Source organism: Bacillus sp. AMCV2 (genome assembly GCF_056033925.1).
This window is the reverse complement of record NZ_JBVYIB010000002.1, coordinates 1865112-1880286: the sequence shown is the minus strand read 5'-3', so window position 1 is coordinate 1880286 and position 15175 is coordinate 1865112. Positions and strand designations below refer to the sequence as shown.

At 40.8% G+C, this 15175-nt stretch carries 15 protein-coding genes and 4 pseudogenes; 6 read left to right on the top strand and 13 right to left on the bottom strand.

The window, feature by feature from the left end:
- The first annotated feature begins 12 nt into the window (after nt 1-12).
- Nucleotides 13-471: an SMI1/KNR4 family protein gene (locus tag AC0OMA_RS09590; RefSeq protein ID WP_474222072.1), complete on the top strand. Its 459-nt coding sequence runs from the start codon at nt 13-15 to the stop codon at nt 469-471.
- Between the two features lie 49 nt (nt 472-520).
- Here AC0OMA_RS09590 and AC0OMA_RS09585 read toward each other — a convergent pair.
- Nucleotides 521-1490, bottom strand: a pseudogene (locus AC0OMA_RS09585) (peptidoglycan-binding protein).
- Nucleotides 1491-1533: 43 nt separating this feature from the next.
- A pseudogene (locus AC0OMA_RS09580) lies at nt 1534-1791 on the bottom strand (phage holin family protein); the annotation flags it as partial.
- An 18-nt stretch (nt 1792-1809) separates the two neighbouring features.
- Between AC0OMA_RS09580 and AC0OMA_RS09575 the strand changes: the two are divergent.
- Both AC0OMA_RS09575 and AC0OMA_RS09570 read left to right on the top strand, forming a co-directional pair.
- Complete coding sequence (locus tag AC0OMA_RS09575) at nt 1810-1947, top strand: hypothetical protein (protein WP_327840393.1); 138 nt, start codon at nt 1810-1812, stop codon at nt 1945-1947.
- Entirely contained in the window at nt 1944-2111 is a 168-nt protein-coding gene (locus AC0OMA_RS09570; RefSeq protein ID WP_474222071.1) for a hypothetical protein, read from the top strand. The genes AC0OMA_RS09575 and AC0OMA_RS09570 overlap by 4 nt, the downstream gene beginning before the upstream one ends.
- Here the strand turns inward: AC0OMA_RS09570 and AC0OMA_RS09565 are convergent.
- Both AC0OMA_RS09565 and AC0OMA_RS09560 read right to left on the bottom strand, forming a co-directional pair.
- Nucleotides 2106-2855 carry a hypothetical protein gene (locus AC0OMA_RS09565; protein ID WP_341116554.1) on the bottom strand — a complete coding sequence of 250 codons (750 nt, stop codon included), beginning with the start codon at nt 2853-2855 and terminating at the stop codon, nt 2106-2108. The two genes, AC0OMA_RS09570 and AC0OMA_RS09565, sit on opposite strands and share 6 nt — an antisense overlap.
- A 49-nt stretch (nt 2856-2904) precedes the next feature.
- Nucleotides 2905-3286, bottom strand: a pseudogene (locus AC0OMA_RS09560) (ArpU family phage packaging/lysis transcriptional regulator).
- A gap of 279 nt (nt 3287-3565) precedes the next feature.
- Here AC0OMA_RS09560 and AC0OMA_RS09555 point away from each other — a divergent pair.
- A complete protein-coding gene (locus AC0OMA_RS09555; RefSeq protein ID WP_327840080.1) occupies nt 3566-4306 on the top strand; it encodes a hypothetical protein in 741 nt (246 codons plus the stop codon).
- A gap of 74 nt (nt 4307-4380) precedes the next feature.
- Here AC0OMA_RS09555 and AC0OMA_RS09550 read toward each other — a convergent pair whose 3' ends face one another.
- Both AC0OMA_RS09550 and AC0OMA_RS09545 read right to left on the bottom strand, forming a co-directional pair.
- A complete protein-coding gene (locus tag AC0OMA_RS09550) occupies nt 4381-4617 on the bottom strand; it encodes a putative metallopeptidase (protein WP_474222069.1) in 237 nt (78 codons plus the stop codon).
- 34 nt (nt 4618-4651) lie between these two features.
- On the bottom strand, nt 4652-5191 hold the full coding sequence (locus AC0OMA_RS09545; protein ID WP_474222068.1) for an ERCC4 domain-containing protein: 540 nt from the start codon (nt 5189-5191) through the stop codon (nt 4652-4654).
- A gap of 27 nt (nt 5192-5218) precedes the next feature.
- Between AC0OMA_RS09545 and AC0OMA_RS09540 the strand changes: the two are divergent.
- A pseudogene (locus tag AC0OMA_RS09540) lies at nt 5219-6372 on the top strand (site-specific integrase).
- Between the two features lie 112 nt (nt 6373-6484).
- Here the strand turns inward: AC0OMA_RS09540 and glnA are convergent.
- From glnA to spoVK, 5 genes are all read right to left on the bottom strand, one after another.
- Nucleotides 6485-7819 carry a type I glutamate--ammonia ligase gene (gene glnA / locus AC0OMA_RS09535; protein ID WP_003231737.1) on the bottom strand — a complete coding sequence of 445 codons (1335 nt, stop codon included), beginning with the start codon at nt 7817-7819 and terminating at the stop codon, nt 6485-6487.
- Nucleotides 7820-7877: 58 nt separating this feature from the next.
- Entirely contained in the window at nt 7878-8285 is a 408-nt protein-coding gene (gene glnR / locus AC0OMA_RS09530; RefSeq protein WP_014476884.1) for a transcriptional repressor GlnR, read from the bottom strand.
- A gap of 109 nt (nt 8286-8394) precedes the next feature.
- Entirely contained in the window at nt 8395-9660 is a 1266-nt protein-coding gene (locus tag AC0OMA_RS09525) for a methionine gamma-lyase family protein (protein ID WP_003231742.1), read from the bottom strand.
- Between the two features lie 17 nt (nt 9661-9677).
- The gene (hflX, locus tag AC0OMA_RS09520) at nt 9678-10940 is read right to left on the bottom strand and encodes a GTPase HflX (RefSeq protein WP_015483254.1); all 1263 of its coding nucleotides are present in this window, start codon (nt 10938-10940) and stop codon (nt 9678-9680) included.
- A gap of 132 nt (nt 10941-11072) precedes the next feature.
- Nucleotides 11073-12041 (bottom strand): stage V sporulation protein K, encoded by a 969-nt coding sequence (gene spoVK, locus AC0OMA_RS09515; RefSeq protein ID WP_003231746.1) that lies wholly within the window; start codon nt 12039-12041, stop codon nt 11073-11075.
- A 637-nt stretch (nt 12042-12678) separates the two neighbouring features.
- On the opposite strand from spoVK, the gene cwlC reads away from it, so the two are divergent.
- Nucleotides 12679-13446 carry a sporulation-specific N-acetylmuramoyl-L-alanine amidase gene (cwlC, locus tag AC0OMA_RS09510; protein ID WP_047182643.1) on the top strand — a complete coding sequence of 256 codons (768 nt, stop codon included), beginning with the start codon at nt 12679-12681 and terminating at the stop codon, nt 13444-13446.
- A gap of 63 nt (nt 13447-13509) precedes the next feature.
- On the opposite strand, the gene AC0OMA_RS09505 is transcribed toward cwlC, so the two are convergent.
- The gene (locus AC0OMA_RS09505; protein ID WP_015383725.1) at nt 13510-14130 is read right to left on the bottom strand and encodes an enzyme involved in deoxyribonucleotide synthesis; all 621 of its coding nucleotides are present in this window, start codon (nt 14128-14130) and stop codon (nt 13510-13512) included.
- 49 nt (nt 14131-14179) lie between these two features.
- Nucleotides 14180-15169, bottom strand: a complete 990-nt coding sequence (gene nrdF, locus AC0OMA_RS09500; protein WP_003231754.1) for a class 1b ribonucleoside-diphosphate reductase subunit beta — start codon at nt 15167-15169, stop codon at nt 14180-14182.
- Between the last annotated feature and the right edge of the window lie 6 nt (nt 15170-15175).

Below are 15175 nucleotides of genomic sequence, written 5' to 3'. Positions count from 1 at the left end.
GGTGAAAATTTAATGGATTATTCAAAAGTGAAAACTTTCTTTGATGAAAATAAAGAAAATTCAATTCTCACCGGGGGAGTCACTGAAGATCAGGTTAGAGAAATAGAAGAGGATCTTAATGTAACCCTTCCAGAAAGCTATAAATGGTTTTTAACTGAGTATGGTTCAGGGGGAGCATACGGGACAATGATACTCGGATATGACTCTCACGGTGCTGAAGTTGTCGAACAGACCAATGAATATAAAAAATATTATAACCTTTTCGATGGTCTTGTAGTGATCGAATATGTTGATGAATTTTCTTATTGTCTTGACACTAACAAGATGAAAGAAGGAGAATGCCCTGTCATCCTTTGGGATAACCAAGAGGGATATGGTAAACAAGTTGGTAGCACATTCCTAGAGTTTTTAATAGAAGAGCTTGAAGAAGCGAAAGACGACTGGATTGATGATGAAGACTGGGACGATTAAGTCAAAGGATTGCAATTTAGAGCCCCTCATTATATGAGAGGCTCTTTTATTACTTCAATTTCGCTTCAATTTTCGCTTTAGTCTTAGGTCCATAAATACCGTCAGCAGTCAGGCCATTTACTGACTGGAACCGTTTGACCGCATTTGCTGTTTTCGGACCATACACGCCATCAATACCGTTATTCTTTGCCCCTTTATCCGGGTAGAAATAAAGAGCAGCAAGAGCTCTTTGAATCTGCCTTACGTCATCCCCTTTTCGCATAGGGCTTGTGACTTTATAGATGCCAGAAGGCAGCGCATATGACGTTTTTTTGTTACTTGATTTAGTGCTGGAGCCCTTTAAACTTTAACTTTTGGCCTACTGTGATTTTATTCGGGTCTTTAATGTTATTCCAGCTCTGAAGGTTCGCCGCACTCACCCCATGCTCTTTTGCAATTGCGGAAAGAGTATCGCCTTTTTTGACTGTGTAAGTGCCCCCAGAAGCTTTAGAAGCAGATGATGTCGGTTTAGAAGTTGTTTTCCCTCCCAGAGCCTTCAATTCTGCTTCGATGGCAGCCTTAACCTCGTCCCATCTTCCCTCTGACAAAATACGGTGCGGCCAATACTTGCCGTTCCAGTCTTGATGCTTGCGCACACGATCAATACCCCAGCCGCGCTCTTTGAGCAGCTGCGCCACAAATTTAATAGCCAATTTTTCAGCAGCGTAGTATTTAGCGCCTCCCGATTTACTATAACAAATTTCGACACCAATCGACTTACGGTTCCCGCTGCCGTTGGTGCCGTCTCCTGTGTGCCATGCGTTGCGATTTAACGGTAGCCCTTGAATAACCTCTTTGTCATCAACGGCAAAATGAAAGCTTGTCGAGCTAGTATTTCCGATCAAATAGCTGATTTCATTGGCAGCTGACGCGTCATTCGCTGTATTGTGGATGGTGATGTATTCAGCGTCCATGTGATTAGGGCATTTCAAAGCGTATTTAGCTTCTGATACAAGATTCTTTTTCACTGTGATTGTCATAAGTGTTCTCTCCTTTATTTTTGATATAGAAAAAGCCGCTGGGTTACCCAGCAGCCTGTTCATCCTTTTCATTTGTTTGGTCATTGTCATTTTCGATTACATGAAGACGGTCAGTAATGGCAGCCGGAATCTTAACGCCGATTTGTGCAAGGTTCTCCGTAATGGAAAGCCCCTCATTGGCGATATAAAAAAGAACGGTTCCAAATGTAAGGACACCGTTCAGATTGAGGATTGTATCTACGATATTTGCCACAATGACCACCAGAAAACTGAGCATTTTTCGGACATAACCGAACCAAGCGCAAGGGAGTTTCCTTATGTGTTTGATGATGAAAAAGCCCGCCGGTTCCTATACTGGATGACCCAATTTAAACATACGAAAGGCCCTTTGCAGGGTGAAAACATTGTGCCTGAGCCGGAAAAGACGGCTGCGGAGAAGGAGTTTAAAAACGTATGAAGACAATCAAACAATTTCTCATTGATTACTCGCGCGAAGTGATATCGGGTGAGATTGTGGCGTGTGAAAAACACATTTGGACCTGTGAGCGTTGTACCCTGTTTTATCGGGAATTTGTCGATAAAAAAAGCCTTCAAAATCTTGAAGGCTTCCCAGTGTTATGAATCAATTTGTGTATAATGCAAAAATTTAGTTTTTCTTGTCCAGTTTTCAATCATCAGATGTATAGGTATTTTAGAATTATGTCGTTTAGTATGTTCAGTATTCAACTCTGGTTGAAAATGATAAATCAAACTGGCTTCAACACTTTCAAGTAACTCTTTACAATAATCAAAAGGACTTATCCATTCTAATGGTACATGCTTCTTATGTACATCTAGGAAAGTCAAACAACCAAAATATATATTTTTTTCTAATCCATCGTATTTAGGATCATTTAACTTTAAAGCTGCAAGATGTCCCCCTGCAAATCTATGGTTCTCTGATGATGTTTTACCAACATAAACTAATCTCTCATTATCACCCGTGCCGGTAGTAATTAAGTAAATCGGATAACATCGGGCAGGTATATTTTCTAATTTATCTATGATATATGATATTTGTTCTCTATCAACATCAATAGTGATGTTATCTTTATCAATCTCCTCAAAATATTGCTCTTCAAGAATTTCCAAAGCATCATTTATATAAGTTTGTGTATTTCCCCATGCAGTTTTTAAGTCCTGGGCAGGAAAGTCTAAAACTTTATATAGTGGCATTACTACGTCAAGACCAAGAAAAAAACCATACTCAAAATTTAAATTATTTTTTTCATAATGGTGCAATAAAGGAATTTCTCCTCTTCTCATAAAATGTATAAGTGGTTTAAAGTCTGAGAAATCTTCCGTACTCTTCTTAATTTTCTTCATATTTCACCTCAATAACGTTTTTTTATTATACATAAAAAAAGAAAAGCACTCAGATAATTCCGAGTGCTGTGGCAATACATAGAATGGCACGCTGTTTTATTTCATAATAGGTGTCCTTCTTCATGCCGAGTTCTATATAAATATTGATGTCCTTCACCTTGGCTGCAGTAAGGTATTTCTTTTCAATGATCAAACGTTCTTCATCGTCCAGGCTGTTTTTTAAAGCCCGTTCCATCTGCTTCACCTTTAGTTTCATTAACGGTAAACGAATCTCGGAGGGGAGGGAAAATATTAATGCCTGTAGATGAACACTCTTTTTTATTTTCTAATTGGACTTTGAGCGCGCGATAATTTTTCAATTCTTTGATAACTATTTTACGAACAGCTTTTTCGTCCACATCATCAAGAAAAGATAGCTGTGCCATTGACACCTCTTCCCTCCATTCGTTCATTTTTCTTTTTCCCATTCCTGGATACTTCTTTCTACAATTTTTATCCAGATTAATGAGGAAGCAATGATGAAGATTACTATAAACACATATATCATGTTTGCCTCCTTAGTATTCTATTGCTTATCCTTTATAAATATTATCTGCGTAAGACCCTTTCCGATTTCATCATCAACCTAGGAATACACACTCGCAAATCCTACTACAATTTTCAACCAAATATGGTATTATTAATTCAGATATTGTAGGAGGATAAGAAGGATGAATAACGATAATGTTGTTTTACGTGTACATAGTTTGCTGGATTCAGCATATAAAATAGGTGGTAGTCTTAATTCTACTTCTTACCGAAAAACTTGGGCAAAAGTATTTGAAATAGATGAGGATGATACACCTTCATTATTAAGCTCACTTTCATTATTGTTGGAATCTATTAGGACAAGTAGATCCATTATTGAATCTCACCCCCGTTTAAACACAGAAAAAAACATCCGTTTTTTAAACAAGATTGAATTAGGAATTTTTAGTATTAATTTAAAAAACGGTACAATGGAAAATTTTTATAACCATATTAATAAAGAGACACTTACCGCCTTTGGTTATATAGGTGAAGCTATATCTCTACTTAATGAGTTTTCAACAAATGAACTTGACTCAGAACAAATTAACTCTCTCATTTCAGAAATCGAAGAGTTGACCCATCTTTTCAGTGTTTCTACGCTCCCTGAAAAACTAAAACTTATTGCAATAAACAAATTAAATTTAATTAGAGACGCTTTAACACAATATGCAATTACCGGACCAAATGGTATTGAAGAGGTCCTAGAACAAACATTAGGTTCAATATTCTTAAATGCAGATTCCTTTCAAACTGAATCAAGTTCACCTGAAGTTAAAGGTTTCTTTAAAGTAATTGATAAATTAACTAAACTATTAGGGCTTGGAAATTCAGCTGGTCAATTCCTAGAACACATAAATAAACTTTTACCTCCAAAAGAGTAAGGAGCAAAATAGCTCCTTGCTTCTTTTTTATTTCACCCTCTGAAGCCGTTGCTCTCTGTTCACATCTTCAAAATTCATTTGATAGTCAGCCTCCCGGACAGCTTCGGCAAATGTTTCAATGCCTGTATCCCATAAACCATGGCGCTCAAAAGCCGTGCATTTCTTCGCCTTTCCTGCCCATTGCTGTTACCCTCACGGAGATAAAAACCTATTTGCTGTTTAGCGTCTTTTAAATGCGGGTGATGCTCGTCAATTATGCTTTCAGCCAGCTGCCGTACTTCCTTCGATTCTTCAAAACCTACAAATGCCACGTTACCTTCCTCCCTTTGATTGTTTTATTCAGATTTACACAAGTCCGCCTTTCAGCAGTTCCCGGGCCATATAATGAAAGTGATGGTAAATGTAATTTCCGGTAGCGTTAGGGCTAAGAAAAACAGTTGAAAATCCGTAACGAACCTCAAATGTTTTCAAGCTGCCCAGCAGCGCTTTAGGTTCATACTTTGAACGATATTTTCCGTTGAGTATCTTTTGGTACCCTTCCAGGTCTTCCACAAGAAGAGTGAATGGATGCCTGGGTGCTCGAATCAATTCATTTGCAAAACGAGAACGATCTTTAATCGACTGCACCAGCTCGTCCACTCCATTTTTTCGTTCAATGGCTGCATTCAAATACATATCACGGCTGATTCCAAATTCATCATTCTTGGGAATCATGGCCGAGTAATCGCCGGTTTTCATTCCTTTGAATTTGATTGCCACTTTCTTTTTACGGAGATAATCAAGAACATGCTGATTCTTTTGCTCTCTCGTATCCACAATAATGATCATGCTGTCCAGAATTTCTTTTAACTCCGTTTCCGAATAGTTATAGTGAATAATTGTCATGCTTTCTTCCCCTACAGGAGTGATCGCGTGGCTACATTCAGAAAAAGAGGAGACAAGTGGGAATATCGTGTCTCCTTTAAGGACCCTTTTACTCTCAAATACAAAATAAAATCAAAAAGTGGTTTTAAAACAAAGAAAGAAGCTCAAAAAGCTGCTGCCGAACAAGAAAAGCAAATAGCTGCTGGATTTGAATTTGATACAGAAACCATGTCGCTTGAGCAATTTTTATTTAGTTGGCTACATGAATACAAAAAAGACACCGTTAGAAAGAATACATATGAACTCCACGAACGAAACATCAAGAATCATATTCTTCCTTACTTCAAAAACATCAAGATTACAGATATTAAACCTATTATGTATCAAAAATTCCTTAACTTTTTAACTGATCAGGGGTACAGCAAACGCACTGTAGAAATTATACACGGTACAATGTTTAACGCTTTTAGTAAAGCTGTCATCATAGGAAAATTAGCAAAAAACCCTTGTTACGGGGCCACAATATCAAATAAGAATGAAAAGAAAAAAGGTACACTCGAATACATGCTTTCTGAAGATATTCCGAAATTCCTTCAGGAAGCATATAAGTATAACTATATTTATTACATCTTTTTTAGAACGCTCATAGAGACTGGTATGCGTAAGGTGAAGCTGCAGCTCTTCAATGGACAGATATCAATTTAAGAGAGAATTACATAGACATTAAAAATACCTTAGATTTCTCTGCAAAAACAGCTGATGAACTCTTCGGCGAAACTAAAACTTATGAATCCAAAAGAAGAATATCAATCGGCGCCTCACTTTCTGCGGCTTTACAAAAACATAAGAAGTGGCAATTTGAGAACAAACAAATGTTACAAGATGATTATAGGCATGATCTTAGCTTAGTTTTTAGTCGCGTTGACGGGAATTTCTTACCGAAGTCTACCCTCTTCAATGCATTTAATCGCATTTTAAAACGAGCAAACATTGATAAAATGCCAATCCATGCATTGCGGCACACACATGCTGTATTACTTTTAGAATCGGGTGCAGACATGAAATATATTCAAGAGCGCTTAGGTCATAAAAGTATGATGGTAACCGCCGATGTTTATTCCCATGTAAGTAAAAAACTTGACCAAAACCCAATAAAGAATTACGAGAATTACGTCTCGTCAATCGTACAGTTAGATTTCTAACTCCAAATATTTTTGGTCATAATTTGGTCATTGACCAAAAATACTAATTCATCATTCTATTAATCAAAATCAAAAAATCCCTTGACACCAATAGTGCCAAGGGATTGAAAGATTAATACTGAGACATATACTGTTCGCGTTCCCAAGGATGTACTTGCGTGCGGAACATATCCCATTCGATTTCTTTTGCTTCGATGAAGTGTTCGAATAGGTGCTCGCCCAGCGCTTTGACCATGACTTCGTTTGATTTGAATTCTTCTAGTGCTTCCGCAAGTGTTGCTGGAAGGTCAACGATTCCGTTTTCCATGCGCTCTTCTTTGCTCATCACATAGATGTTGCGGTCGATTGGAGCCGGCGCTTCCAGTTTGTTTTTGATTCCGTCTAATCCTGCAGCAAGCAATACGCTAAGTGCAAGGTATGGGTTTGCAGCTGGGTCTACGCTGCGTACTTCAACACGTGTGCTGATGCCGCGAGAAGCCGGGATACGGATAAGCGGGCTTCTGTTTTGCGCGCTCCATGCTACATAGCAAGGTGCTTCATAGCCAGGAACAAGACGTTTGTATGAGTTTACTGTCGGGTTTGTTACTGCTGTAAAGCTTGTTGCGTGCTTCACGATACCTGCAATGAAGTGTTTCGCTGTTTCACTTAACTGAAGATCTGCGTTTTCGTCAAAGAATGCGTTAACACCATTTTTGAAGAGTGATAGATTGCAGTGCATACCTGAACCGTTCACACCGAACAATGGTTTTGGCATAAATGTCGCATGCAGGCCGTGTTTGCGGGCAATTGTTTTGACAACTAGTTTAAATGTTTGGATGTCATCACAAGAGCGGACTGCTCCAGCATATTTAAAGTCGATTTCGTGCTGACCAGGTGCTACTTCGTGGTGAGACGCTTCGATTTCAAAGCCCATCTCTTCAAGCTCAAGTACGATATCGCGGCGGCAGTTTTCTCCTAAATCAGTTGGAGCTAAGTCGAAATATCCGCCTTTGTCGTTTAGTTCAAGCGTTGGCTCGCCTTTTTCGTCCAATTTGAATAAGAAGAATTCAGGCTCAGGTCCAAGGTTAAAATCACTGAAGCCGAGGTCTTCCATTTCTTTCAGAATCCGTTTTAAGTTGTTTCGCGGGTCACCTTCGAAAGGTGTGCCATCCGGATTATAAATATCACAGATGAAACGTGCTACTTTACCTTTTTCAGCTGTCCATGGGAAGATAACAAATGTATTTAGATCTGGATACAGGTACATGTCTGACTCTTCGATACGAACGAATCCCTCAATAGAAGAACCGTCAAACATGACTTTATTATCAAGCGCTTTTCCAAGCTGGCTTACAGGAATCTCAACATTCTTGATTGTTCCAAGAATGTCAGTAAATTGAAGACGGATATACTTCACGTTTTCTTCTTTTACTAATTTTTCGATATCTTCTCTAGTGTACTTTGCCATTTGGTAAAATTCCTCCTCTTAAAAGGTAAATGTATATAGCAAAACAGTTGCTAACGGATTAATGAAAGAAGCGGGACATGTCGCCTTGACGGAATGTATTCCCTCTTTGAAAACGGCCGGCTTGCATGAGCTCGTTTTTCAGGAGCTGTCTCAGTTCGTCATCGGACAGATCATGTTTCATTGGTTTTTTCGTCTTCTCGCTTTGTTTTTGCTCTGGCTCGGCTTCGGCTTTCGCCAGAATCTGTTTAATTCCTGCCATGTTTACACCTTGTTCTATCAGGTGCTTGATTTCTAACAGTTTATCTACATCATGAAATGAAAATAATCGTCTATTCCCTTCACTTCTGGCTGGAAATATCAGTCCATTTTCCTCATAATATCGAATTTGTCTTGCTGATAACTCAGTTAACTGCATGACAATTCCTATTGGAAATAAAGGCATTGAGCGGCGAATATTATCACTCATCTCAATTTCCTCCTTTTCTTAACTTAGTTTCATTATAGGTGATGTTATATTTTGTGTCAATACGATGTAAGGATTCTTAACATCAAATCCAGAGAAATTTTTAAAAAATTTAAATTAATTGCTTTTCCATCAATGAATCCACTGCACTGCATATGGCATTCTTCACATGCGAATAGGTTAATCCTCCCTGAACATACGCTACATATGGCGGGCGGATAGGGCCATCAGCTGATAATTCGATGCTTGCTCCTTGAATAAACGTCCCTGCTGCCATAATGACATCATCCTCGTATCCCGGCATGTAGGCTGGATAAGGCGTCACATGAGCATTGATTGGCGATGCATATTGAATAGCCTGGCAAAAAGCAATCATCTTTTCTCTGTCTGAAAACTCAACGGATTGTATTAAATCCGTTCTTTTCGCATCCCATTTCGGGTTTGAAGTGAAGCCGAGTTTTTCAAGGAATCTCGCTGTAAATACCGCTCCCTTTAAGCTTTGAGACACAACGTGAGGAGCCAAAAAGAAGCCTTGGTACATTTCTTGAAGCGAGTAAAGAGATGCCCCTGCTTCTCTGCCGATACCGGGTGACGTCATACGGTATGAGCAAGCTTCAATCCATTTCGCTTTTCCGACGAGGTAGCCGCCTGTTTTCGCAAGGCCGCCGCCCGGATTTTTTATGAGAGATCCCGCCATCAGATCGGCTCCGACATGGCAAGGCTCAAGCTCTTCCACAAATTCTCCGTAACAGTTGTCCACAAAGACGATCAGGTTTTCATTGATTTCTTTTACAAAACGGATCATTTCTTTTATTTCACTAATTAAGAAAGAAGGGCGATTCGCATATCCTTTTGAGCGCTGAATGCCGATTACTTTGGTCTTCGGATTGATCGCAGCTGCGACTGCATCATAGTCTATCTTTCCGTCTTTCGTCAGATCAACCGCATTATAGCCGATTTGAAAATCCTTTAACGATCCAGCGTTTTCTCCACCCCTGACGCCCACAATTTCCTCTAGCGTATCATACGGCTTGCCCGTGATATAAAGGAGCTCGTCCCCCGGTCTGAGGACACCGAACAAAGCAATTGAGATGGCATGTGTGCCTGAAATGATTTGCGGCCTTACAAGCCCCGCTTCTCCGCCAAACACATCCGCATATATGCTTTCAAGCGTGTCTCTTCCGATATCATCATAGCCGTATCCAGTAGACGGCGTGAAATGAGTGTCGCTTACTTTGTGTTTTCTATAGCTTTGAAGCACTCTCCACTCATTTCGCTCGCTGATTTCTTCTATTTGTTTATGAATGCCGGCAATGTCCGCTTCCACTTCCATTGCCGTTTTCTTCAATAATTCTCCGTGTGTTAATGTGTCAAACATGTCTTTATATTTCCTTCCTACATATACTTCTTTAATTCACCGATGATACTTTGCTCTTCTTGGACATAGCCGGATATGTCATACTGTTCATTTTCTTCATTAAAATAGAAGCGGTCTACCATCGTTTCCGATTTGATTCTGGAAAGGAGCTTCCCTTCACTTGCCGGCACGTGTGCTTCAAAAGACGTTAACAGTTCTTGGCGCAAATAGCGCTGAATCGCTTCTTTAAAGGCTGCAGCGTCGTCCTCAAATTTCGCACTGACCATAATGTGATCCCTTCCGGCGGACGGTATAAAATCAGGCAGTTTTTGATCACGTTTATTGTAAGCCGTCAGCATCGGGATATCATCTGCTTCAAGCTCCTCAAGCAGCCGAAGCACTGTTTTTTCATGTCCCGCATAATCCTCATTTGAAGAATCAATTAAATGCAGAATTAAATCCGCTTCTTTTACTTCCTCAAGCGTTGAGCGGAATGCAGCAATCAATGTCGTTGGAAGATCCTGAATAAATCCTACTGTATCTGAAAGAAGAACACTGTAGCCGCTTGGCAGGACCATTTTTCTGGTCATCGGGTCCAGCGTGGCAAACAGGAGGTCTTCTTCATAGCTGTCAGCACTCGTCAGGCGGTTGAACCATGTTGATTTCCCTGCGTTTGTATAGCCGACAAGCGCAATTTGAAGCACACCGTTTTTCTTTCTTCTTTCACGGTATCGGCTTCTATGGCGAATGACAGTGGAAAGCTGTGTGTTGATTTCATGAATGCGATTTCTGATATGGCGGCGGTCGGTTTCCAGTTTCGTTTCCCCGGGACCTCTTGCCCCAATTCCACCGCCTTGCCGGGAAAGGTTGATCCCTTGTCCCGTCAGACGCGGCAGTGCATATTGCAGCTGAGCCAGCTCAATTTGAAGTTTGCCTTCTCTCGTTCTCGCCCGCTTTGCAAAAATATCTAATATCAATTGCGTGCGGTCAATCATCTTCACTTCAATTGCTGTTGCCAATGACTTCAGCTGACTTGGCGACAGTTCATCATTAAAGATGAGGAGATCAGCTTCAAGCTCTTCCACCAGTGCCTTCAGCTCTTCTACCTTCCCTTTTCCTATATATGTAGCGGCGTCAGCCCTGTTCCGTTTTTGTGTGACGCTGGTCAGTACTTTTCCGTCTGCTGTTTTCGTCAGAGATGCTAGCTCTTCCATAGAATTTTCAAAATGCTCATCCGTGATATGCGGCAGCTGACATCCGACTAAAATGGCTTTCTCCTGAATCGTTTCTTGTTCGTTCAAATGGATGTTCCTTTCTTTTGCATATTGGGCAGTAGTATTATCATACCAAACCCTGCATGTGTATACCACAAATCGATTGCTTTGAAAAGCGGAAATACGAGCAAAAAACAGACCTCTCACAAACTGAGAGGTCTATGCAGATCCAGATGCTTCTTCTTTAATGGAAAGATCTTGGCTTTTGATGGTCATCAAGTCGCTTTTTAAGTATTGGTCTCCCATTAAAAGCCTCATGGCTTGTGCTCTGATCGATTTTTCGATCACATTTCTGACAAAACGTCCATTGCTGAATTTAATGGGACTTGTCGTGCTTTTCACTGTCATTAAGTAATCTTTCAATTTCCATTCAGCTTCTTGACTGAGCTGGTATTCCCTTTCATCGATCATTCGTTTCGCAATCTCCATGAGCTGGGTCACAGAATAATCCGGAAAATCAATGGAGATGGGAAATCTTGATTGGAGTCCGGGATTTAACGAGAGAAAATGATCCATTTCCCGTGAATATCCGGCGAGTATCAAAATAAACTCATGCTGTTTGTCTTCCATATGCTTGACAAGTGTGTCGATCGCTTCTTTCCCAAAGTCCTTTTCGCCGCCTCTTGCCAGCGAGTAGGCTTCGTCTATAAACAAAATGCCACCTAATGACTTTTTGATTAAATCTCTCGTCTTTTGGGCGGTGTGTCCGATATACTCCCCGACCAGGTCAGCCCGCTCCGCTTCTATTAAGTGACCTTTTGACAGGACATTCATTTCAAAGAACAGCTTGCCGATGAGCCGTGCAACCGTCGTTTTTCCCGTTCCCGGATTTCCTTTAAACATCATGTGCAGCGCTTGCTTTCCAACCTTCAAGCCTTGCTCCGCGCGTTTTTGATTCACAAAAATCCAGGCGTATATTTCCTTGATGTTGCGTTTCATTTCCTCCATCCCAACTAATGCGCTCATCTCTTTTTCGATTTCCTTCAAAATGCCGTGCTTTGCTTCGTTTTTTTGCAATGCAGCCTGATATTCCGCCTCTGCCTCAGCATTCGTCAGCACCTGCTTTTGCCCGTTCAGAATAATGTTGATCTGTCCGTTGTTTTTATAAGTCACAGCGCGCTCCAACATCTTCACCTCTCTGTTCTCTCTATATGATATTCAAGCGGATGCCGATTGTGACAAACGCCTATCATGTGTCGAAACAATTGCTTTTTTCGGGAACAATAAGGAATCCTGCGCTTTCCCGAGAAATACTTTATTTCTTATTGTATTCACGGACATGGAGTGGACAAACCATGAGATTTTGTTTTTAATCATTTTGTCAGAGTATTATGGTGAACTTCTTTCTCATTATTTTCTCCATTCGCCAATCCATTTTTCATGCAACGGGCTGTTTTTTGTACGAAGCGTATTACCCGCCTTAAGATACCTGAAGTGTTTTTCTTTTTTTATTTATAAGTGGTGTCTTTAATGAAAGGAGCTTTTCTCATCAATTTACGTTTCAAATGCTTGATTTAATATGAACGCAAAGCTTAAAACCAGCAGGACTCAGTGCAGATTAACCGAACCCATAGTACATACAAACATATGGCATATGCACATATTTCATGTCGGACCGTATCTGTTGTCGCTTCATGTTGGATTGTGCGCTTTCCCGAGAAATAATTTCCGTATTTGAAAGGGTTATTTCCTCATTTTTCAGTTGAATGATAATCGTACAAGCAGAAGCCGTGTTTTTTCATATCCTGTAATGAGGTGATGAAAAATGGTTAAAATTTTTATTGATCCTGGCCATGGCGGGTCTGATCCAGGCGCAACAGGTAATGGCCTTCAGGAAAAAACGTTAACCCTGCAAATCGCTTTAGCCTTACGTACGATATTAACTAATGAATATGAAGGCGTTTCTTTGCTGCTGAGCCGGACAAGCGACCAATATGTCAGCTTAAACGACCGGACAAATGCCGCAAATAACTGGGGTGCAGATTTCTTTTTGTCCATTCACGTTAATTCCGGGGGAGGCACAGGTTTTGAAAGCTATATTTATCCAGGTGTAGGAGCCCCGACGACGACTTATCAATCGACAATTCACTCTGAAGTGATACAAGCTGTCGACTTTGCCGATCGCGGCAAAAAAACAGCGAACTTCCACGTCCTAAGGGAGTCGGCAATGCCTGCCCTCTTGACCGAGAACGGCTTCATTGATACCGTTGCCGATGCAAATAAGCTGAAAACGAGCAGTTTTATTCAAAGCTTAGCGAGAGGACATGCAAACGGGCTGGAGCAAGCCTTTAACCTTAAAAAGACTTCCAGCTCAGGGTTATATAAGGTTCAAATCGGCGCATTTAAAGTCAAAGCGAATGCCGACTCGCTCGCAAGTAAAGCCGAAGCCAAAGGTTTTGACTCGATTGTCCTTTTAAAGGACGGATTTTACAAAGTGCAGATTGGCGCATTTTCATCCAAAGACAATGCAGACACCCTCGCTGCCAGAGCGAAAAATGCCGGCTTTGACGCTATTGTGATCCTAGAATCATAGCCGAGACGGGGACGAGCGTCTCATAAAAAAACCCGGCTCCTCATCGCGAGAAACCGGGTTTTTTTATTCAAGAATATCAACAACAAACTGTGACCATGTTTCCAGACGGTTATAGATGTCATCCTGTTTTAATTCAGAGACTTTCATCCATTTACCCGCAATTTGTTCTTTTTCCTTCACTTCCACTTGTGCGCCAGGCTTTAATTGAAGCGCAGAAAGAATACCGATATGTACTTTGCCAACACTGTTTTCATCATCATTGATTAATCCCAGTGTGACTATCGCCTGTTTATCTTCTTCATTTATTTGCAGTTCTTCCTCAAGCTCACGGTCTGTGTTCAGCTTTAAGACTTCAGCAAATGAAGCTGTCCCATCGATGGCGTTCATATGGCCGCCAAAGCCGAGAGAAAGCTTGTTGTGCAGTCGTGATTCACCGCCGCCAGCCAGCCGCTCGTAAAGAAAAACTTCATCTTCACGCTTAATGACGACATAAGGTATCGGCTGCTTGAAACGCGGATCTTCTTCTGCGTCCCCTCTTCTCATTTCACGATAAGCCGCTTCAATCTGAGCCATGATTTCTGCTACTCTGCTATCTTCACTGTACACGCCCTGGAAGGTTAAGCTTTCTTTCTTAAACACATCATCGCGCGGGGCAACTAAAATCATTTCGTCCATTTTTCCCATGGGTACTGCGTCCTCCTCATTTGAACCTTCAAGCCGAAAAGAGCAGATATTATATCTGCTCTTTTTCATCTTCAAAATAAAAGTCATCATCTTTAAGCGGCTCAACTGTCGCTTTTTTATAACCATTCCCCTTCATAGAGAAGAAGTCATGTGATTTTGTTTTTGTGTTTAATCCGTTTAAAACGATCGGATTAATGTCTTCCTCTTCGAAGTATGGATCAAATCCAAGGTTCATCAGCGCTTTATTCGCATTATAGCGGATGAATTTCTTTACATCGTGTGAGAGTCCGACTTGATCATACAAGTCCTCTGTATATTCAAGCTCATTTTCATATAACTGATTCAGAAGGTCGATCGCAAATTCACGAAGCTCTGCTTTTTTCTCTTCTGTCTGTTTATTATAAATTTCCTGAGCAAGGAGACCGACATACACGCCGTGAATCGCTTCGTCACGAAGGATCAGGTTAATGATCTCACCGCTTTGCATCAGTTTTCCTTGTCCGTAGAAATATAACGGATAATAGAAACCGCTGTAGAAAAGGAAGCTTTCCAGATAGACGGAAGCAACCATCGCTTTGAACAGTGAAATTTCATCATCTTTTTGAATGGCTTTGTAAAGCCCGACAATCATTTGCGCTTTTTTCTGCAAATATTTATTTTGTTTAACCCATTCAAATACTTCATTAATCGTTTCAGTCGGTGCAAGGGTCATGAAAATATTAGAGTACGACTTCGCATGGACAGCGTTCTCCATCATCGCCATAAAGTTCAGCACCGCTTTCCGCTGGTGGCCATCTACGTGTTCAGCCACGATCGGCATCCCCGTATTCCCCTGTTCTGTATCAAGAAGCGTAAGTCCGGCCAGTACCTTCATATAAGTGTCCTGCTCGTTTTTTCCGAGGTACTTCCATGTGAGGAGATCGCCGTTTAAAGCAATCTCTTCCGGAAGCCAGAACTGTTTCACGTTTTGATTATAGAACATTTGGGTAAAATCGTCTTCATGCTTTGACCAGTTTGCTGCGTCATAAATTTTTGTCACTATAAA